Annotated in this window: 19 protein-coding genes, 1 tRNA gene and 1 riboswitch; of the genes, 10 read left to right on the forward strand and 10 right to left on the reverse strand. The window is 37.7% G+C overall.

Features of this window, described 5'->3' with window-relative positions; genetic code table 11:
* Positions 1–34: 34 nt before the first annotated feature.
* The 5 genes from grdB to ACTQ46_RS08620 form a co-directional block, all read right to left on the reverse strand.
* Complete coding sequence (gene grdB / locus ACTQ46_RS08600) at positions 35–1,339, reverse strand: glycine reductase complex selenoprotein B (RefSeq protein ID WP_441749006.1); 1,305 nt, start codon at positions 1,337–1,339, stop codon at positions 35–37.
* A gap of 29 nt (positions 1,340–1,368) precedes the next feature.
* Positions 1,369–1,842: a glycine/sarcosine/betaine reductase complex selenoprotein A gene (grdA, locus tag ACTQ46_RS08605; RefSeq protein ID WP_441749008.1), complete on the reverse strand. Its 474-nt coding sequence runs from the start codon at positions 1,840–1,842 to the stop codon at positions 1,369–1,371.
* A 15-nt stretch (positions 1,843–1,857) separates the two neighbouring features.
* Positions 1,858–2,331 carry a glycine/sarcosine/betaine reductase complex selenoprotein A gene (gene grdA / locus ACTQ46_RS08610; RefSeq protein WP_441749010.1) on the reverse strand — a complete coding sequence of 158 codons (474 nt, stop codon included), beginning with the start codon at positions 2,329–2,331 and terminating at the stop codon, positions 1,858–1,860.
* A 23-nt stretch (positions 2,332–2,354) separates the two neighbouring features.
* A complete protein-coding gene (locus ACTQ46_RS08615) occupies positions 2,355–3,641 on the reverse strand; it encodes a glycine/sarcosine/betaine reductase component B subunit (protein ID WP_441749012.1) in 1,287 nt (428 codons plus the stop codon).
* Positions 3,642–3,924: 283 nt separating this feature from the next.
* Positions 3,925–4,287: a GrdX family protein gene (locus ACTQ46_RS08620; RefSeq protein ID WP_441749014.1), complete on the reverse strand. Its 363-nt coding sequence runs from the start codon at positions 4,285–4,287 to the stop codon at positions 3,925–3,927.
* Between the two features lie 71 nt (positions 4,288–4,358).
* Positions 4,359–4,460, reverse strand: a riboswitch (glycine riboswitch).
* A 677-nt stretch (positions 4,461–5,137) separates the two neighbouring features.
* Here ACTQ46_RS08620 and ACTQ46_RS08625 point away from each other — a divergent pair.
* The 6 genes from ACTQ46_RS08625 (at position 5,138) to ACTQ46_RS08650 (ending at position 10,429) form a co-directional block, all read left to right on the forward strand.
* Positions 5,138–5,234: transfer RNA gene (locus ACTQ46_RS08625), tRNA-Sec, on the forward strand.
* Positions 5,235–5,399: 165 nt separating this feature from the next.
* Positions 5,400–6,806, forward strand: a complete 1,407-nt coding sequence (locus ACTQ46_RS08630) for an alanine/glycine:cation symporter family protein (protein WP_441749016.1) — start codon at positions 5,400–5,402, stop codon at positions 6,804–6,806.
* Positions 6,807–7,198: 392 nt separating this feature from the next.
* Positions 7,199–7,882, forward strand: coding sequence for a metallophosphoesterase (locus ACTQ46_RS08635; protein WP_441749018.1), 684 nt, complete (start codon positions 7,199–7,201; stop codon positions 7,880–7,882).
* 448 nt (positions 7,883–8,330) lie between these two features.
* Positions 8,331–8,822, forward strand: a complete 492-nt coding sequence (locus ACTQ46_RS08640; RefSeq protein ID WP_441749020.1) for a hypothetical protein — start codon at positions 8,331–8,333, stop codon at positions 8,820–8,822.
* A 176-nt stretch (positions 8,823–8,998) separates the two neighbouring features.
* Positions 8,999–9,622, forward strand: coding sequence for a YczE/YyaS/YitT family protein (locus ACTQ46_RS08645; protein ID WP_441749022.1), 624 nt, complete (start codon positions 8,999–9,001; stop codon positions 9,620–9,622).
* Between the two features lie 168 nt (positions 9,623–9,790).
* Positions 9,791–10,429: a YczE/YyaS/YitT family protein gene (locus tag ACTQ46_RS08650; RefSeq protein WP_441749024.1), complete on the forward strand. Its 639-nt coding sequence runs from the start codon at positions 9,791–9,793 to the stop codon at positions 10,427–10,429.
* A gap of 85 nt (positions 10,430–10,514) precedes the next feature.
* On the opposite strand, the gene ACTQ46_RS08655 is transcribed toward ACTQ46_RS08650, so the two are convergent.
* Complete coding sequence (locus tag ACTQ46_RS08655) at positions 10,515–11,882, reverse strand: helicase HerA-like domain-containing protein (RefSeq protein ID WP_441749039.1); 1,368 nt, start codon at positions 11,880–11,882, stop codon at positions 10,515–10,517.
* Positions 11,873–12,019, reverse strand: a complete 147-nt coding sequence (locus ACTQ46_RS08660) for a hypothetical protein (RefSeq protein WP_441749026.1) — start codon at positions 12,017–12,019, stop codon at positions 11,873–11,875. Before ACTQ46_RS08660 ends, ACTQ46_RS08655 begins: the two co-directional genes overlap by 10 nt.
* A gap of 472 nt (positions 12,020–12,491) precedes the next feature.
* On the opposite strand from ACTQ46_RS08660, the gene ahpC reads away from it, so the two are divergent.
* Together ahpC and ahpF are read left to right on the forward strand one after the other, a co-directional pair.
* A complete protein-coding gene (gene ahpC, locus ACTQ46_RS08665; protein ID WP_441749041.1) occupies positions 12,492–13,055 on the forward strand; it encodes an alkyl hydroperoxide reductase subunit C in 564 nt (187 codons plus the stop codon).
* Between the two features lie 8 nt (positions 13,056–13,063).
* Complete coding sequence (gene ahpF, locus ACTQ46_RS08670) at positions 13,064–14,596, forward strand: alkyl hydroperoxide reductase subunit F (RefSeq protein WP_441749028.1); 1,533 nt, start codon at positions 13,064–13,066, stop codon at positions 14,594–14,596.
* 185 nt (positions 14,597–14,781) lie between these two features.
* On the opposite strand, the gene ACTQ46_RS08675 is transcribed toward ahpF, so the two are convergent.
* Positions 14,782–16,239 carry a hypothetical protein gene (locus ACTQ46_RS08675; RefSeq protein WP_441749030.1) on the reverse strand — a complete coding sequence of 486 codons (1,458 nt, stop codon included), beginning with the start codon at positions 16,237–16,239 and terminating at the stop codon, positions 14,782–14,784.
* A gap of 287 nt (positions 16,240–16,526) precedes the next feature.
* On the opposite strand from ACTQ46_RS08675, the gene ACTQ46_RS08680 reads away from it, so the two are divergent.
* Positions 16,527–17,375: a metallophosphoesterase gene (locus tag ACTQ46_RS08680; protein ID WP_441749032.1), complete on the forward strand. Its 849-nt coding sequence runs from the start codon at positions 16,527–16,529 to the stop codon at positions 17,373–17,375.
* An 87-nt stretch (positions 17,376–17,462) separates the two neighbouring features.
* Here the strand turns inward: ACTQ46_RS08680 and ACTQ46_RS08685 are convergent, their stop codons facing one another.
* Complete coding sequence (locus ACTQ46_RS08685; RefSeq protein ID WP_441749034.1) at positions 17,463–18,245, reverse strand: glucose 1-dehydrogenase; 783 nt, start codon at positions 18,243–18,245, stop codon at positions 17,463–17,465.
* Positions 18,246–18,334: 89 nt separating this feature from the next.
* Positions 18,335–19,438, reverse strand: a complete 1,104-nt coding sequence (locus ACTQ46_RS08690) for a peptidoglycan-binding protein (protein ID WP_441749035.1) — start codon at positions 19,436–19,438, stop codon at positions 18,335–18,337.
* Positions 19,439–19,838: 400 nt separating this feature from the next.
* Here ACTQ46_RS08690 and ACTQ46_RS08695 point away from each other — a divergent pair, with 400 nt between their 5' ends.
* Positions 19,839–20,438, forward strand: a complete 600-nt coding sequence (locus ACTQ46_RS08695) for a superoxide dismutase (protein ID WP_441749037.1) — start codon at positions 19,839–19,841, stop codon at positions 20,436–20,438.
* Positions 20,439–20,798 lie beyond the last annotated feature (360 nt).

Below are 20,798 nucleotides of genomic sequence, written 5' to 3' on the forward strand. Positions count from 1 at the left end.
TGGCTAATCAGAATCCACAGTTATTTTCTAAATGTTAAAATATTGTTTGATCTTGAATCTTAGTTTCTAAAGCAACTAGGGCTTCATCGACTAATTTTCTTCTCAAAGCTTTTTCTTCTTCTGGATCTAGTGCAGGATTTCCTAATGGATGTGGAATCGCTACAGTAGGTACGATTCTGTTTGCGCCTACTGTTAAAGAGATAGGGGCGATTGTACATAAGTGAACTACAGGAAGTCCTGTGCTTTCAATTTCTTTTACCATTGTTGCACCGCAACGTGTACAGGTGCCTCACGTTGAAGTGAGTATAACTGCATCTACTCCGTCATTCACCAACTTTTGCCCGATTTCGTGAGCAAAATGTTTCGAACTGGCAACTGCTGTTCCGTTTCCTACAGTACTATAGAAATTATCGTATAATTTTCCGATTTTGCCTTCTTTTTCAAGATCTCTTAATACATCTACTGGAAGAACACGATCTGGATCTGCGTTTGCATATACTGGGTCGAATCCGCCGTGAGCTGTTTCAAAAGTTTCTTCTGTAAGATCATCGACTCCGGCGATAGAATATTCTCCATACTTAGAAGCAGAAGAAGATTCGATATGATCCGGATTGCCTTTTGGAACAATTCCTCCAGAAGTTACAAGAGCGATTGTAGCGTGCGCCATATCTTCGATGGCAAAACTTGGAGAAACTCTGTCGAATGTAGGCATAGGATATTCTGTTTCATAATCTTCGCCTGTAATTTTTTTAACCAGCATATCTACTGCTCTTTCAGAACCGCGTTTTTCAGCGAAATAGTTTACACGTACGCCTTTTGAGATATAGTGTTCTTCTTTTGGTCCTAAGATTTCTTCCCCAAGGGCAAGTTTTCTAGCCAGTTCTGCCATTTTTGGAAGTGCTTTTCTCATACCTGATGCAGAGTTTGCAGTTTCGATGATATAAAGATCTTTTTTGAACATATCTACGCCCGGGTTTTCAGGATACATTCCTGTAACAACAGGTATTTCCAATTCTTCTTGTACAGCTTTGGCAATACTTCCTGCAGCCACACCATAACGTCCTGCGTTAAAAGAGGGACCAGCGATGAACAAGTCAGGGTCAAAACTTTTAATCATATTGATTAATTCTTTTGTAGTTTCTTCCATATTTTCGTTGAAATAACTGTCTCCGCAGACTACTGTGCCGACAACTTCAAAACCTTCTCCTAATTTAGTGTCTAATTGTTTACTTACTGGAGGCAGTTCTTCTGCAATGAAAGGCTCGATGTCGGCTTTTTCTTCGCCGCCAATCCCTGCGAAAAATTGATTTATATAGTGCACGACTTTTATATTCGCCATATTATTATTCTCCTAATGTTCTTTCTCTATTAGTATTTACTGTTTTCTTCTCGGATGCCTTTGATTTCTTCAGCAATTTCGTCTACGTCAAGGACCATTTCCATCATACCGATTTGATCTTCGTAAACGTCTTCGTCAAATAATTCTTTCATTTCTTCTTCTACTACGTGATAAACGGCAAGACCTAATTCCACTCCTGCTAAAGGACCGGCAAATGTAGGATCGCCTGCTGTAACTGTTTCAGCTGCAAGACCTGCAGACTCCGCTTCGGATGCACCAAGAATAACCACAAGATTTTCAGGGCTGTATTTTTCAGCCGCTTCTTTCACTCTCTTTTGGTTTTCTAAGTCCATAGCGCCCGCGCTAGTTCAGACAAAACACTCTGTAGATGAAAATACTACTTCTGTATTTGGAACGGTATTAACACATTCCTCAATAGCAGGAGCAGGGATTCCATCACGATCGCCAACGATAATGATTTTTTTATTTTCTAAAACGCTCATAATTTCCTCCTTCTATTAATATTTACTGTTTTCTTCTCGGATGCCTTTGATTTCTTCAGCAATTTCGTCTACGTCAAGGACCATTTCCATCATACCGATTTGATCTTCGTAAACGTCTTCGTCAAATAATTCTTTCATTTCTTCTTCTACTACGTGATAAACGGCAAGACCTAATTCCACTCCTGCTAAAGGACCGGCAAATGTAGGATCGCCTGCTGTAACTGTTTCAGCTGCAAGACCTGCAGACTCCGCTTCGGATGCACCAAGAATAACCACAAGATTTTCAGGGCTGTATTTTTCAGCCGCTTCTTTCACTCTCTTTTGGTTTTCTAAGTCCATAGCGCCCGCGCTAGTTCAGACAAAACACTCTGTAGATGAAAATACTACTTCTGTATTTGGAACGGTATTAACACATTCCTCGATAGCAGGTGCAGGGATTCCGTCTCTGTCTCCTACTATAATGATTTTTTTGTTTTCTAATATACTCACGATATTCCTCCTATGAATATTGATTAATAAGTTTTTGCGGATAGATAATTGAAGCCGGTTTCGTTAGTAGCTCCAGTAATGGCTTGGATTTCGACTTCGATCGTACCGTCATCTTTTAAAGAATCTTCGTTTCCGCCGGCAATAGTGTTGACGACTTCGATATGACCGATGATTTTATCTAATTTTGGCAATTGAATAACTTGGTTTGCATTTCCACCGGTAACTACTGCATTTGCTGTTGGATCTGCATCGGCTAAGGATTGAGAAGCTCCGTCTCTTCCGGCATATTCGTCCGTTACAATAACTGTTTTTATTCCTTTTCCTTCGATTTTCTTCGTATTCATAATAAGATCGGTATCTGGATTTCCGAAACCTTCTTGAGAGACGATAACAGCATCTACGCCAAGATATCTTACAAGTTTTGCAGTCCAGTTGGATGATCGTTCTTTATCCATTAGATATACGTTTTCGTTTGTGATAACAACTCCTACGAAGTTATAATCTTTACCATGACGAGCATATAAATCTTCGATAACACCATTGTTTAAGTGAACATAAGTGGGGTTTTTGTCGCAAGCTGATACACAGTTTCCGCTGACAATCGCTCCGTCCATAATCTCTGTAGGGTATAGGAACGTTGGAACAATTTGTTTTCCGTCTACACCGTATACATAAGTGTCATGAAGAAGACCTTGTGTTTGAAGCATATATACATAAGCTACTTTTGGAAGATCAGGGTACTCATGAATTTGTTCAAGAAGGGGTTTTGTTTCATAAACAGTTGTTTCATCTGGAGTTAATTCTTTTGCTAATTCTCCTAGATACGTCGCTGCTTTGAAGCCTACTAAACGAACAGCTCTTTCATGATCATGCTGTTTTAAATCATCAACAGGTTCACAGATGATCACAAGATTGTTTGTTTTTGAGAAAGGTGTGTATTTGGCGCCTTCTCCAGTCATATCGATAATACCTTCTTGGAAACCTACGATTTTACCGGTAGTAACTACAGCCATTCCTTTTAAGGCGTTTGTTTTGCCTTCTCCGACTGTATCGACTTTGCCGATAACACCAGGGAATATTTCGCCAGGACCTTCTACTTTAACTCTTGGTTCTACAACGTCTTTGACAGGTGTAATACGTACACTCTCGCCAGGTCTCGCAATATCGAATTCTATGGATTTGATATGCTCGTCTCCGCTGACAGCGTCTAATAATTCTTCTTTATTTACATAAAGTACGCCGTCTTCAATTTTCGATGAATCAGCAAATTGAATATCCTTTATAAAAATTTTGCCTAATTCTAATCGCATTCTATACCTCCGTTTTAGTTCATTTATTTAGATAAGCTGCAGAGAAGGTGAAGATGATTCTGCGCCTAGTCTATTTGTATTTGTGACAGTTTTAGCCAAGCTGTAAAAAAGTCTGAAAGCGTTTAACTGTTGAAAAGACAACACCGTTATTTTAATAAGTAAATAACGAGTTCATTTATGAATATTTTAATAAAGGTTAAATTATTATCATGAACAGGTAAAAAATAAATTCTGCAACTTTTATTAAGTTAAAATATTATCAAAATACTGTAAAAAAACAATTTCACATTCTAGCAAGAGTATTGTCGATTAAATCTTTATCGACAACTTGGAAATCCTCCAGTATTTCGTTGGTCCATTTTATATTCTTGTTAATCTTGTAAAATTTTGTTGCTGTTTCGATCGCTTCTTCAATCAGCTCGATAGAAGTAAAAGAAATAGTATTTGCTTTTTGGATCACGATCGTTCGATAGATCGTTTCGTAGGGTTTTACACTTCCGTAGAGAGGATGGGTTAATAATTCGTATCCTAAATGAAGATAATCTCTAGTCTTTTTCAAAATTCCGATATAATCCATATCTTGAAATTCTACTTCGTATCTGCCAGTGTAATTTTTGAACATGGGATTGTTTGTAATAATCAGCATTTGTCACCCCCTATAATAAAAAAACAGAAAGATAAGCACGCCTCATCTCTCTGTCGAATTCTTCAGATTGTAGTCCAGTATCAGTCCTTTTACCTGAGAATTTCAGAGATTTTTTTGGCTAAAAATTTCCTTGTCCCTTCGGTTTCGCTATACGAATCTCCCGATACTTTCATCCTAAATGTATTCAATTTTAAACACTATAATTTATTTCTTATGTTCTGAGTTCATAGTATCATCTCATTGAAAAAAGGTCAACGAAATAGATATAAAGTATTAAAATTAATGTCAAAAAATAAATAATCTCAAAAAAATACCGAGTGTATTTGTAATTCAACACGATGAAAACGATATCACAGATGTGTTTTTTATAAGAAAATTCTTTTTAAAGGCTGTTTTTTTATAGAGATACAAAATCCCTTGAATCGGTCAAAGAAATTAATGTGGGTGTTCTTATCAGATAGCAGTATAAGAAATATAATTTTGCAGCAGGGAGGAGGTTTTGTTTTTAAAAAGCAATGCGAAAGGTTAGGAATTTTTAAGGTGTATTATCTCTAGCGAAATGTCTTAAAATAAAATATTTGCAAATAAAGCTGAATTTTTTTATAATAACGGGGTAATAAGTAGCTAGAAAATATAAACATATTACATCATAAAAACTTCCTAGGTTTTTACATAATATGCCTCGAATATAATTATTCGAGGCATATTTATTTGCGGGAAAATAAAATCTTCCCGCATTAAAAAACAAAGAATAAAATTAGAGAATAGGGAGATATTGCCTTTGCCGTTATGTTAATAAAAAGATAATATTTACAGCTAAAATTTTGAATGATAGAATAGAGAATATCCTGGGGGTGGATGAGTGCTGGTGTGCTCTCTGGTCTTCAAAACCAGCATGAGGGGTTAGGAGCCTCTTGGGTGGGTTCGATTCCCACGCACTCCCGCCATTACATATAACTTTCGCGAAGGAGAACCTGTCGCGGGGGAAAAGGTTATAATGAGACAGAATATAATTGCAATTTACATAGAAGGGAGGAGTATAATATAAATTTGAAAACGTTTTAGCAATTATAAAAAAATAGAATAGTAGATATTCAAAGATGGAGGACAATATGGAGTTGTTTATAAGTATAGTAAATTTTGTCAATCGTATAATGTGGGATTATGTTCTTTTATTTGCTTTACCCGCTGTAGGGGTAATCTTTACTTTGATGTTGGGTTTTCCGCAGATTAGAAGATTTCCGGCAGCATTAAAGCAAACCTTCGGCAGGGTGTTTGACAAAGAAGAGAATGCTAGAAGAAGAGCTGCTGGAGAGATTTCATCTTTTCAAGCACTAGCAGTAGCAATTGCAGCGCAAGTTGGAACAGGTAATGTTGCCGGAGTTGCGACGGCGATTATATCAGGAGGTCCTGGAGCGATTTTCTGGATGTGGCTTGCCGCATTCTTCGGAATGGGCACAATATTTTCAGAGGCGATTCTAGCTCAGATCTTTAGAACAAAAGATGAAGACGGAAATTTAGTCGGAGGACCTGCCTACTATATCAGCAATGGTTTTAAACACAAAGGTTTGGCGAAATTCCTTGCAGCTTTCTTTGCGATAGCGATTACCATTGCATTGGGTTTTGTAGGAAATATGACTCAGTCAAACTCTATCGCATCATCTGTAAATGCAGCGTTTGGAGTACCTTCTATAGCGGTAGGAATTGCAGTGGCAATCCTCGCAGCATTAGTGTTTATCGGCGGAATTTCAAGAATTGCATCTTTCGCAGAGATGGTAGTTCCGATAATGGCAGCGGCTTATATCGGTCTTGCTATCGTAGTAATGGTTAAGTTCAACGATCAGATTATACCAACGATCTCATTGATTTTCTCGGAAGCTTTCAGTACGAAAGCGGTAGCCGGCGGTGCAGCGGGAACGGTTATGAAACAAGCGATGCGTTATGGTGTTGCAAGAGGTCTATTCTCAAACGAAGCCGGTATGGGTTCTACACCTCAAGCCCATGCGACAGCGAATGTTGATCATCCTGCAGAGCAGGGGTTAACTGCTATGGTCGGCGTATTTATCGATACAGGCCTTGTTTGTACAGCGACTGCATTAGTAGTAATATTAACTGGTGCAAATGAAATCCCTGGTCTTAATGGAGCCTTAGTAACTCAAGAAGCTTTTTCTATTGCCTTTGGTACTTTCGGCAGAATGGCTTTATCTGTTTGTTTAACATTCTTTGCCTTTACAACAGTGGTCGGCTGGTATTACTTTGGCGAAACCAATGTGAAGTATCTTTTCGGCGACAAAGGCCTTCTTCCATATAGAGCCATTGTAATCATCTTTATCATTTTGGGATCATTATTTACCGATATCGGTTTAGTATGGTCTATAGCAGATATGACAAACTCTATTATGGTATTACCAAACTTGATCGGTCTTCTTGTTCTTATGAAGTATGTTCGAAATACATCTAAGGATTATGATAGATGCAAGGAATTGGGAGAGATCAAATACGATTACAAATATGAATAAAAAAGTATTAAAAACCTGTTTTGTGAAAATGCAAAACAGGTTTTTTTGTTGGAGAAAGAAGCTGCATAGATGAGATAACAGAGAATAGAAAGGATTAAAATGAAATCCTAGAAAAAAGCTATATTATTATCGGCAGAAATGGTACATTAGAAGAAAGACAGAGATGAAATCAATAAGAATAATGAGGATGAAAAAGCTTAAGAAGTTTCTGCTGAAAAAATTTCAAGAAGCTGTTAAGGATAAAGAGAGAAAAGGAGGGAACATGAACAAAAAGATAATATTTAAGCTGCTGATAGGGGCAGCGGCTGCCTTTTTTTTTTATTCTTCTAGGAATTAATAATCATCTGAATGTGGTGCAGTATCAAATACAAGATGAAAGAATAAAGGGAAATATGAAAATTGCTTTTATTTCGGACTATCACAGCGAAGACTATGGAGAGAAGCAGGAGAAACTCTTGAAAGCCCTAGAAGAAGAACATCCGGATGCAGTCTTTTTAGGAGGCGATATTTTCGATGATAAGAAACCTTATGAGAATGTATTAGAACTTCTAGAAGGGCTGAAAGGAAATTACGAAACCTATTTTGTTACGGGAAATCATGAGTTTCGCCTAGAAAATACGGATGAAATAAAAGAAGTAGTAAAAAGTTATGGGATTCATGTTTTAGCAGGGGAGACTGTGCCCTTGATAAGAGAGAATCTCGGCGTTGATATAAGCGGTATCGATGATGAGGATGCGGGATATGAAGGTTTTTATCAGCAGTTTGAAAAGGCGGAAGAAACAAGACGAGAAGAAGCGTACTCTATTCTTTTAAGCCACCGCCCCGAGTATTTCGATTATTATGCCGGAAAAGGCTACGATCTCGTATTGTCAGGGCATACCCATGGAGGTATCTGGAGAATTCCGAAGATCAGCAACGGCTTTCTTTCCAGTGAAAGAAAGTATATGGGCGGAAAGTACCAAATAGAAAATTCGAATTTAATCGTAGGACGTGGTTTGGCGAAATGGACAGGAGTGCTTTTTCGGCTATATAATCCGCCGGAACTAGTCGTTGTTTTACTGGAAGGAAAAGATTAAAATAAATATAAAAATATGCTGAAGCAAAAGCCTGATGTTTTTCGAGAAGCTCAGGCTTTTGCTTTTTTGAGATAAGAGTTTTAGTGGATATGCAAAAGTTAACAACTTGACCTATAATATTTCTGCGGTATAATGGTCTCACAAGTTTTTATCAATTTTTAAAATGACAATAAATTAACACAATATTCTCCCTTTCTTTTGAAAAGATAGGTTTTTAAGGGATGAAGGGAGATTGGAAGAAGAAAATGCAGAGTATTATCTAGTGGAAGTTGAAAATTTTTTCATCTCTTTTGAAGAAATCTTAACAAACTTGTTCCACAATTAATTTTGAAGTTCGAACCGCTATGGAAGAAATAATTAGAGCTGGTAAAGCTTTCAAACTATTTTTGGAGAAGAGGTCAAAGATAGGAAAGTCTTAAAAATAAAAAACATCCTTAAGGAGGATACTATGAACCCAATGTTACAAAAGCAAGTTGATTCAGAGTTTATGACTCAAGAGCAGGCTGAGGTGATCCAAAAAGCCGTTGATGCCAAAGATTCCGTTATTGCATCCGGACACAGATCCGCTGCTGTACGACCTTTATTAGCCACTTTGATGGCTATGACAAAAGGATTCAACACAAAAAAGATCAAAGAGCTGGAAGATATTACAGACGATGCAGACTATCTATTATTGCCGGGACTTGCTGTTGAGAATTTTGAAGAATATGTACAAAAATCTGTGGAAGCAAAGCCTTCTCTTGTTACAATTAAAGAGCCGGAACATCCATATTCTATGCTTAAAATTATGAAAAAGGCTTTAAAAGCAACTGGAAACAAGGATAAAAATGTCTGGCTGTTAGAATGCCGAAAAATTGACAATGTTCCTCATCTAGTAGAGATCCAAAGAGTGCATTATGATGAAAAAGGAAAAGTTGCCTTAGATAAACTAGAATTTTAAATGCAGGACAAAAGGGATAGTCTGACTATCCCTTTTTTATTGAGATAATTTTATAAAAATAACAGAGGGAGGACTTTCATCTAGAAAAAATATTAGTTTAGCCCTTTCCAGCTATACAATTTCCCTTTTTCCTATATAATAGAGAGGACAATAATTAGAAAGACAGGGGATGGAATATGAACTGGAAGCGAATGATTACAAAAACATTAAAGGTATTATTAGGTCTTTTTATTGCAGGGATTGGAACGGCATTTTTATATGAACTGGGGTGGGGAAGCAATCCTTCCGCCACGATGATTGAAGGAACATCCATCTTTTTTAATTTGAGTTATGGATTGGCTGGGATTGCGATTAATATCGTTTTTTTGATACTGCTCTTTATCTTGGATCGGAAACTTATCGGTGTAGGGACAGTTCTTACAACTTTCTTTTTCGGCTATTTTATCGATATCGGCGCATTTATTATATCGCCCTTAAGCGTGCCGGAAATGGGAATTGTTTTAAAAGCCGTTGTTTTAGTTGTCGGCTGTCTTTTAACAGCAATAGGCTTAGGATATTATGTAGGGCAGTTTTTCGGAGCCGGAGCAATGGATGCTATGTCGGTTATCCTTCATCAAAGATGCCATATTAAATTTTCCTTCTGCCGCTGGGGGCTTGATATTCTTATGATGGTTTTAGGCGTTTTGATGGGGGCTTCTTGGGGGATTGGAACTATAGGAACCATTCTGGTAACAGCACCGATTATGGAATGGATTATTGATCGAATTAAGAAAAAAGAACAAGCAGAAAGTCTAAACTAAACCCGCCAAAGCGGGTTTTTTTGCAGGATAAAACTTTGACTAAGAGGATATATAAAAGTTAAATATAAATAAAACATATAGTAAACATATAAGATATAGTGGTGCAATATTATGAAGTTTCGTCTATAATAGAAAAGTTGAAAATAAATAATATAGAGGAGATGGAACATGAGTTTTAGAAAAGAAATTGCAAAGACGATAAAGGTAATGCTGGGAATTTTATTGGCAGGGATAGGGACGGCAATATTATATGAGTTGGGATGGGGAAGCAATCCTTCTGCCACTATGATAGAAGGATTATCTGTCTTTTTTAACCTTAACTATGGAGTATCCGGGATTATTATTAATATGATTTTTATTTTGATGCTGTTGTTTTTTGATCGAAAATTGATTGGAGTAGAAACTGTTTTGATCACTTTTTTCTTCGGCTATTTTATAGAGGCGGGTGTTATCCTTCTATCGCCTTTTGGTATTGCTGAAATGAATATGACGATAAAAAGCATTATACTTGTGATCGGATGTGTGTTAACAGCGATCGGACTAGGATATTATGTCGGACAATTTTACGGCACAGGCACTATGGATGCGATGTCGGTTATATTTGCAGAGAAATGCCATATTAAATTTTCTTACTGCCGATGGGGGCTTGATATTTTAATGATGGTATCAGGAGTTTTCATGGGGGCTTCTTGGGGAGCGGGTACCATTGGAAGTATTATTGTAACAGCACCGATTATGGAAATTATTATACATAAACTAAAAGAAAAAGAGCCAGCAGAGGTTTTAGTGGAGCAGACGTTATCGTAAGCTCTGAAAAGAGAATGGCTGCCTTTTATAGAATAAAAAAGGAGGCGGGAAAGAATATGTTCCCCGCTTCCTTTTTTGAATTCATTTATCTTTTTTTGTTACCAAACACGCCTCGTGCCATTTCTCGTCCTAATTCTCTTCCAAAACTTGAGAGAGCGCTTCCTATGACCCGCTCAAGGCCCATAGATTTAGACCGTCGGCCTCGTTTTTGTTCCGAAAAGATCCCTTCCAATATGGAACCTAAGCCGTGGGGAGCTTCTTTTTCTGAAGGTGAGTCTTCTTTGGCAGATTCTTTTTGCTCGAGAGCTTCAAAAGCGGAAAAAGAATCTATATCTGCAGCATATTTTTCGTATAGTGGAGATTTTTGTACATAAGACTGCAGCAGTTGGGGATCCAGACTTCCCATAGCACTTTTCGGCGGATAAATCACCGCTTTTTTTGCAAAGGAAGGCGTACCGTCTTCTGTCAGATGAGATAGAACTGCTTCTCCTACAGATAAATTTGTTATCGTCTCTTCCACGTTGAGGCTTCCATCATTTCTAAAGGTTTCCGAAATCTTTTTTATAGTTTTAAGCTCTTTAGGACTGTAGGCGCGAAGACCATGCTGTATCCTGTTTCCCAGCTGTGAAGAAATAGAATCTGGGATATCGGAAGGATTCTGTGTGATAAAAAATATGCCCACTCCTTTAGAGCGGATCAAACGGACGATCAGCTCCATTTTTTCCCTTAGAATCTCAGCATCTTTTGTAAAGAGAAGATGAGCCTCATCGAAAAAGAATACCAGTTTCGGCTTTTCCACATCTCCTGCTTCCGGCAGTGTTTCGTAAAGTTCGCTTAACAGCCAGAAAAGAAAGGTTGTGTACAGCTTGGGATTTAAAAGGAGCTTTTTAGAAGACAGGATATTAATTATTCCATAACCGTTGGAATCTGTTCTTAAAAAGTCTTCAATCTTAAAATCCGGTTCGCCGAAAAAGAAATTTCCTCCTTGATCTTCTAAAGAAATCAAAGAACGAAGGATAGCGTTAATAGACTGTTTTGAAATATTGCCGTAAGTTTTTGAAAGCTGCGAGGAGTATTCCGATACAAGATGAATCACCGCCCGCAAATCCTTTAAATCCAGCATCAACAGATTTTTATCATCTGCAAAACGAAAAACAATCTGCAGAATCCCTGTTTGGATGTCGTTTAAACCTAAAAGCCGGGCGAGATGCAGGGGACCCATTTCGCTGATCGTTGCTCGGATTTTTGTTCCCTCTTCTCCATAGAGATCAAAAAATTCTACGGGATAATGTTCGAAATTCCACTCTTCTTCGCCGATTTTCGCCAGCTGTTTTTGGACTGGGGCTGTATTTTCTCCAGGGGATGCAAAATTAGAAAGATCTCCTTTTACATCGGAAAGAAAAACAGGTATTCCTTTTGAAGAAAGCTCTTCGGCTAAAACTTTTAAGGTGATGGTTTTCCTGTGCCTGTGGCGCCGGCAATAATACCATGGCGTGTCAGCATAGCAGCAGGAATGGAAAGACGTTCCCCATTGGACACTGCAAATTCAATAAATTCCATAATATACCTCGTTTCTATAGTTAAATTCATTATATAAGATCCTAAAGAGGATTAAAAGATAAAAGAAGTGTGGGCGATCCTTTCTAGCGAATCACGAGAAAGTATCGTGATTAGGAAAGGAGTGGCATGAGCTAGACCTAATTTAGGTTTTTATTAAACTTTAGCAGGTTGGTGCAGGTCATTCTCCAAATCAAGGAGTTTTCATGTGGCTAAGAGCGATCTGTTGGACTGTTGCCAAAGCAAAATGCTACTTGACTTAAAGAGGGATTCAAGAGGGGAGTTGTGGAAGAAACATGGTGCGTGTTTTTTTGAATAGAAGAATAATTGCAGCAGAAGATAAAGAAAAAATAATATAATAAAAATCGGATTTTATAAAAAATATATTGAAATGATAATTAGAATCAATATTAGATGAAATTAAGTTTAAAGTCGTTATGCGTGGGTATAATAAACACTGTAGGAAAGAAATCGGAAAAATAATAGAACTTAAAGGAGAATTAGAATATCATTAGTAGGCAAAAAAATTGAAGAATTTAAAGTACAAGCATTTTATAACGAAGATTTTGTAGAAGTTACTGATCAAGATTTATTAGGAAAGTGGAGCGTACTAGTATTTTACCCGGCAGATTTTAGTTTTGTTTGTCCAACAGAATTGGAAGATCTTCAGGCAGAATATGAAACCCTAAAAGGTCTTGGAGCTGAAGTGTACTCTGTATCAACAGATACTCATTTTGTTCACAAAGCATGGCATGATACTTCAGACGCTATTAAGAAAATTGAATACTATATGCTAGCAGATCCAAATCAGCTGCTATCTAGAAATTTTGACGTTTTAGACGAGGAAGCTGGATTATCTCAAAGAGGTACGTTTATTATTGATCCAGACGGTATCGTTCAATCTGTTGAAATCAGTGCAGATGGTGTAGGAAGAGATGCCAGCATTTTAGCAGATAAAATTAAAGCAGCACAATATATTCGTAAAAATCCAGGAGAAGTATGTCCTGCAAAATGGAAAGAAGGCGGAGACACATTAACTCCAGGTCTTGATTTAGTAGGAAAGATTTAGGTGAAAATATGTTAGCTCAAGAAACAAAACAACAATTAGAACAATACCTTGGGTTATTGGCAAAACCGGTTGTTTTCGGCATGAGCTTAGGAGAAGATGAGAGATCGAAAGAGCTCTCATCTTTCTTGACTGAAATTGCGGATATGACGGATAAAATCTCTTTAGAAGAGAAGAATCTTCCGTTAAAGCCAAGCTTTGCCATCGACCGGGATGATTTTGAAAGCGGAATTGTTTTCGCAGGGGTACCTTTGGGACATGAATTTACTTCCTTTGTCCTTGCACTTTTGCAAGTGGGAGGTCGTGCTCCAAAAATTACGGAAGAACAGGCGGAAAGAATCAAAGGGATTTCTAAGAAATTAGATTTTATGACCTTTGCCAGTCTCAGCTGTACAAACTGTCCTGATGTAGTTCAGGGATTTAATATTATGGCGGTACTAAACGAAAATATATCTCACACCATGGTAGAAGGGGGCATGTTCCAAGATCTTGTAGAAGAAAAAGGAATCATGGCTGTTCCTACTGTGTTTTTAAATGGGGAAGAGTTTACAAGTGGACGCCAGAATCTAGATCAGCTTTTAGATTTAGTAGCTCAGCCGAAAGATTCCAGTGCTTTGAATGAGATTGAACCTTTTGATCTTCTCGTTGTGGGCGGCGGACCGGCAGGGGCAAGCTCTGCGATCTATGCTGCAAGAAAAGGAATCCGTACTGGAATTGTCTGTAAGGAATTCGGCGGACAGGTAAATGAAACCTTGGGAATTGAAAATATGATAGGAATTCCTTACACAGAAGGACCGAAGCTTATGGCGGAAGTTCGCAACCATGTAGAACAGTATCCTATTGAGATTATAGAAAACCAAATGGTTTCAGGTTTAGAGAAGGATGGAAAAGACTGGAAGGTTGTTTTAGAAAGCGGAGCTGTTCTTCATTCTAAAACAGTTGTAGTTGCTACAGGAGCCCGCTGGAGACAAATAGGTGTTCCTGGGGAAGATAAGTATCGAGGAAAAGGGGTAGCTTATTGTGCTCATTGCGACGGACCTCTGTTTAAAGGAAAAGATATAGCCGTAATCGGCGGAGGAAACTCTGGGGTCGAAGCCGCTATCGACTTAGCGGGTATCGCAAACCATGTAACGGTAATGCAGTTTTCAGAGCATTTAAAAGCAGATAATGTCCTTCAAGAACGGTTAAAAGAACTGGAAAATGTGGAAGTTATCAAAAATGCCGAGACTACAGAACTTGCAGGAGACACGGTAATACGAGGTCTTCATTATAAAGACAGAGTCACAGGAGAAGAGAAATCTTTCGATGTAGATGGAGTCTTTATCCAAATCGGACTCATTCCCGACACGGAATGGCTGCAAGGAATCGTTGATCTTAATGAAAGAGGAGAAATTATAATCGACGGCAGCGGAAAAACCAGCGAAGAGGGGATCTATGCTGCAGGAGATTGTACAACAGCTGCCTATAAGCAGATCGTCATTTCTATGGGAACAGGCGCTACTGCTGCTTTAGGTGCTTATGATTATTTGATTCGTAGGGGATAATTTTATATAAAAAACTGGATAATCTGGTTTTAGATTAAAAAGACAGAGAAAATCATATCTTTTCTCTGTCTTTTTATATTTTATCAGGAGTAAACCCCATTCAAAGGGAGTTTCTCTATTTTGTTATAGAAAGCTTGAGCAGGATTAACAAAATTGTATTCAGTTCTTCTGAAGTTTTTTATGAATTATCTTCCTGTAGTAAAAGATACAATATCTGTTTTTTCTGTGATTGCATTATCTTCTACAAAAGCGATATAAACATAGTAGGTTTTTCCTTTTGCCAGTCCCTTGATGTGGGCGCCTTTTCGATTGTAGTTTACGTTATTGTATTTTTCAAAAGAGCCTGTTTCTCCAGTTTCAGAAAGAAATACTGCGTATCCTTTTCCGTTTGGAGAGAGGATATCGAAGTTTATATTTGCTTGATTCTTTTTCGATTCGATCTGTTTCACATCGATTTCTTCCGGTTCTTGGATTGTCAAAGAGAAAGGCTGTGTAAAAGCTATTCCTGTTTCGCTTTTTAATTGAGCTCGAACATAAGAGTTGACTTGGTCTTCATAATCGTTTAAGTCAATTGTATTTCCAGTAGCGATTACTTTGCCGTCAGCAATCCATTCTACAGTAGTATAGTCCTTTCCTTCAACAGACAGGCTGTTTTCTTTTTGGTCAACAGAGATATTGCTGATCGAAGGAGTTGCCTGATCTAAAAGATATGTTGTAGAGCTGTTTCCGCTTCCAGGCATCGGGTTTCCATTTGGAAGGGTTGAATTAATTCCGTCTACTCTGGAAACTCTTGAAACAGAATAGAAGGTTCCCTTTTCCATAGCGTTTCTTGTTGCGTCGATAGATAATTCAGGCATAAGCATCATATTAAAAGAATATCCTGTTGCATTTAAACTATGGGTATCGTCATTGGCGAATCCCCATACTTGTCTTCCTTCTGGAAGGGTTTTTTGAAGAATATTATCCCAAAGGATACGATCGTAACGGGATTCGTTATCGATTTTGTTGATGATTTCAACGCCTACACAAGAACGAAACGTATCTAGAAGGTTAACATATTTTGAGATTTGAGAAGGATCGTTGGCTGGGTCAGAGGTTTTATAGCCTGTATATCTTCCCATATGATTGATATGAGAGATGCCGCCTCTTTCTTCGATTTCTCTTAAAGTGTTTTCCATAGATGCGGGAGAGGAATTGTTCCAATCCGTTAGGAAGGTGTTGATATGATCGGTTCTAGACTGCTCATTGGAATAGGAAAAGTCGAGCATGCCTCGTCCGTTTCTTCCAGCACCGGATTCGATTTCGGCTTTTCTTTCAGGAGATACGGAACCTTCTCCTGCATTTTCCCAACCTTTAGTGGTGTAGTTATGATCGGTCATGGCTAAAATATCATAACCTTTTTTATAATGGTCTTCTACCATTTCATAGGTATAGTTTCCGCCGTCGGAATTTTTGGAATGGGCATGGAAATCAGCTTTATATTGATGCTGGTTTTTCCAGTCTACTGTTTCGTAGGGATTGTTGATTATGTAGTCTAATTCATAGCTGCCCTTTTCAGCGAATACGTTAGCTGGAAAACTTCCAGTGATAATTGCAGCGGCTAAGAGTCCGGCAGATACTTTCTTTAATACATTTTTCTTCATTTTATCTCCTCCAAAGTTTTGGTTTGTCTTACAAAAGAAGTATAGGATAAGAATTTGAAGTAATGAGGAGTATTTCGTAAAGATTAAATAAACAAAATGAAATCTTTATAATCTTGAATTAAGACAAAATAGTATCGGAAAAATTGAAGACAGCTTCTTGAGTGATAATGCTGTTTCTAGATCGAAGGGTTTTAAAGTTTAGCCTAATACACAATTTTACTATATTTATAGGATAGAATAAGGACACTAGCGGAAATACTATCCCTTGCAGCAAGGAGTTGAAGGAAATGGGTAAAAGCAGAAAAGGAATCATTATACTTGTAATTCTCATTCTTTTTGTAGTTTTTTTATTTTTAAAAGTTTTTGATAGGAGAATTAACACAGTACATTATGATATTGAAAACTCAAGAATACAAGAAGATATCAAGATTGTATATATTTCAGATCTTCATAGTACAGATTTTGGAGAAAATCAAAGAAAAGTAATAGAAAAACTGGAAAGAGAAGAACCGGATCTCGTATTATTGGGGGGAGATATCTTTGACGATATGGAGCCGAGCCATAAAGCAGTAGAACTTTTGGATCAGCTGAAAGGAAAATATAAAACTTATTTTGTTTCCGGAAATCATGAGTTTAATACGGGAAGAGTAAAAGAAATCAAAGAAATGGTCCGAGAGAAGGGGATTCATGTTTTGGAAGGGGAAACTCTTGCATTAGAGATAAAAAATACGAAAATCGATCTTAGCGGTACGGACGATAATTTAGTAGGAGAGTCCCGGTATAAAGAACAGTTAAAGAATGCAGCGGAACAAAGAAGAGAAGAGGCCTTTTCCATTCTTTTAACCCATCAGCCGAAAAATATCGATTTATTTCGAGAATATCATTATGATTTGATTCTTGCAGGGCATAATCATGGAGGGCAGGTCCGCATCCCTTTCCTTGTGGACGGTTTGTTTTCTAGAGAAGAAAGGTTCTTTCCAAAGTATTCCGGGGGAGAGTATGATTTGGAAGGATCTAAGCTGATTATCGGAAGAGGCTTAAACCGAAAAACATATAAGATTAGACAAAAATATCCAGTGCCGAGAATTTTTAATCCGCCGGAGCTTGTAGTTATCCATTTAAAACCGGATAAATAGTTTTTTTGCATAAAAAGGAAAACACCTCCTGAAGTTTCAGGAGGTGTTTTTTAAGCGGTTTTGTGAAGTTTGTTCCGTAAAGAGTATTTAGTATTTGTAGGATTGTCCCCCGTCTATTGGAAGGACTTGGCCGTTTATGAAGCCTGCATCTTTAGATAATAAAAATGCCACAACACCAGCAACTTCTTCTACTTTACCAAAGCGCTGCATTGGATTTGGTTTTACGAATTCTTTTCCAACAGCTTCCCAGTCGTCTCCGCCCATTTGTCGAAGAGACCCCTCAACCATATCCGTCATAATCGCTCCTGGAGCGATGGCGTTGATATTGATGCCGTATTGTCCATATTCCACAGCTGAGTTTCTAGTAAGACCAACAACACCATGTTTTGTAGCCGAATAGCCGGACTGATTTCCTACTCCTCGGATACCGCCGACAGAAGCACTGTTTACAATTGCACCTTCTCCCTGCTCATGCATGACTTTTAGTACATATTTCATACCGTAGAAAACACCGTTCAAGTTGATATCTACAACTCTTTGGAATTCTTCTGCAGTGTAGTTTTCCGTAAGATTTTGTTTTCCTTCAATTCCTGCATTGTTGAAAAATCCATCGATACGTCCGAATTTTTCCATGGTTTTATCTACGTAATTCTTAACTTCTTCCTCTTTTCCTACATCTGCTTTTACGATAAGCGTCTGAGCTTTTGGATTAATATCTTTAATCAAATCTTCAGTGTGTTTTAGTTTTTCTTCATTGGTTGCAACTAAAACAAGGTTTGCCCCTTCTTCTGCGAGTCTTAGACAGGCTCCCTGTCCAAGCCCTGCGGAAGCGCCGGTTACAATAACTACTTTGCCTTGAAATCTTTTCATAATTACCCTCCTTATTTTAAATATCACTCTATATATACCCAAATTTTTGGATAAAAAAAATCGGCTGTTACAGCCGATTCTTAATTTATTTAGTCTACTTCTGCGATGGATTTAAGATAGTTGGAAGTATCAACTAAGGTAGAGCTTGATACAGCATCTACTGTTTCCCCAGGTGTGCTTGCATTAACAACTTCCATAATTTCTTCCTCTGTTTTTCCTACAACGAAGTGCTCAATTGCTTTATAGCCTTCACCTAAAGTTTTTGTAGCATTTCCGCTGTTTTTCATAACCGTACTATAAGCGGCATCGTTTTGAAGTTTTGAAATAAGAGGGGTCTTTGCATCAGCAAAGCCTTCTCCAAATTTTTTGTCGCTGTTCGGAACGGGTTCGCCTTCCATAAATTGGAACTCGTCGATGGAAGCAGCAACTATGGTATCCCCTTGTTCTGCTACGAAGATATCTGCAAAACTTCTTGTTCCGTGAGGCGCTGATAATTCTCGTTCTAATTCCACGGATTCAGAATTGTTTGGATCATAAGCTCCTTGGGAGATAAATCCATTTTCGGCAGTATCGATAATAGCTTCCAGATAGCCTACAGTATCGACTAAAGTTGCACCGCTTACTGCATCTACAGGTTTTCCTGCTTCAGATGCTTCGACAGTAGCTTTTACTTCGCCGATAGTTTTGTTTTTTACAAAATCTTCTATAGCTTCGTAATTATCTGATAGAGATCGAGTCGCTTTTCCTGATTCAGTCATCCGAGCGCTATAATCGTCATCGTTGTCCAATTTTGAGTAAAGTACAACTCCATCTGCATAACCTTGTCCAAAATCTTTGTCGGAATTCGGTACTGCATCCATTTCATTTGGATCTCCAAACTGATATTCATCGATAGAGGCATCTAGTATTTTGTCGCCTTCTAAGACTACACCGATAGATGAAAAAGCTTGTTCGCCATGAGGGGCTGCATATCCACGACGCAATTCGATAGCTGTTCCTTCGAATTCTGGGGCTTCTACAGTTGTTGCTGCAGGCTCTTTTTCTGTCGTTTCAGGCTGAGTTGTTTCTTCTGTTGCAGGGGCTTCGGTTGTCTCTGTAGCAGGAGCTTCAGTCTCGTCTCCGCTGTTTTGGTTAGCGCAGGCTGTTAAAACAATAGCCAAGGCTAACATCATAATTAGCTTCTTTAATTTCATATGTATCCTCCTCCTTGTAATTGATTAGATTATAACATAACAATCTTTTTGTAACAATAAAACCTATAGCCAATAAAGGGTGTAAGTTAGTTGTAATAAAAAACAGTTTGAGATGAAGACAGAGATAAATAAAAAAATGGAAAATATGAAGGAAATGTAAAACATAAGAGGAGAATAAATATTTCAGCTGTACGTTATGTAAATGTGTGTATAATGAGGTTTTAAAAGCAGGAAGTTCATAGAAGAACAAAGGATTGTTTTTTCTTCAGGGGAAATTTGAGAGTTTTTGTTTTTCTGTAGAGAAAAATTGTTTAATTGCAGAGATATGGGTAAATATAAATTGAGAACAATTATCAATAAAGATGATTTAATAAATGAATTTGCCTTATAGGAGGATATTATGACTTATAAATTAGATCCATTAAAATATAATTACGATGCTTTAGAAGAAGTGATTGATGAGGAAACGATGAAGATTCATCATGATAAACATCATCAGGCATATGTAGATAAATTAAACAAGGCGGTAGAAGGAACAGAGTGGGCAGGAAAATCAGTAGAAGAACTGCTTAAAAACTTAGATTCTATACCTGACGATATTAGAACGGCTGTTAGAAATAACGGCGGAGGCCATTATAACCACAACTTATTCTGGGAAACAATGACTCCGGGAGGCTCAAAAGAACCTGTAGGTAATCTTAAAAAAGCAATTGAAGAACAGTATGGAAGCTTTGATGCTTTTAAAGAAGAGTTCGAAGAAAAAGGTGCTGGACAGTTCGGTTCCGGATGGGTTAATCTTGTTGAGAAAGACGGGAAAATAGAAATTGTAGGAAATCCGAATCAAGACAGTCCAATCAGCGACGGTTATAATGTAATTATCGGAAACGATGTCTGGGAACATGCGTATTATCTTCGCTATCAAAACAAGCGTCCAGATTATTTAAAAGCTTGGTGGAAAGTAGTAAACTGGGATGTAGCCGAAGAAAGATATAACGGATAGTAAACAAAAACAATAATTTTAAAAAGCAGTTCTCGTTTATGAGAACTGCTTTTTTTGCAAAGAGCTTTAAAAAAAGAGTGATAGAGTGAAGAGTAGAGAGTGAAGTTATGGAAGAAACATGAGGCATGTTTCTTTTGATAATAAAAAACAATCGATACTTATTTTACTAACCGAATAAATAAGAACTACTTCTTATATTAAGAAGAAAATGAATGTATTCTTCATTTTCCACCACAAACTCCACTCTATTAAACCGACCCCCAAAAGTTGGACCTAGAATCTAGCCAAAGGAGGTCGGTTTTTCATGGCAAAATATAGTTACGAACTCAAACGAACCGTAGTAAAAGAATATCTGAAAGG

This window comes from Gallicola sp. Sow4_E12 (assembly GCF_052116305.1).
Classification (GTDB): domain Bacteria; phylum Bacillota; class Clostridia; order Tissierellales; family Peptoniphilaceae; genus JBQKLI01.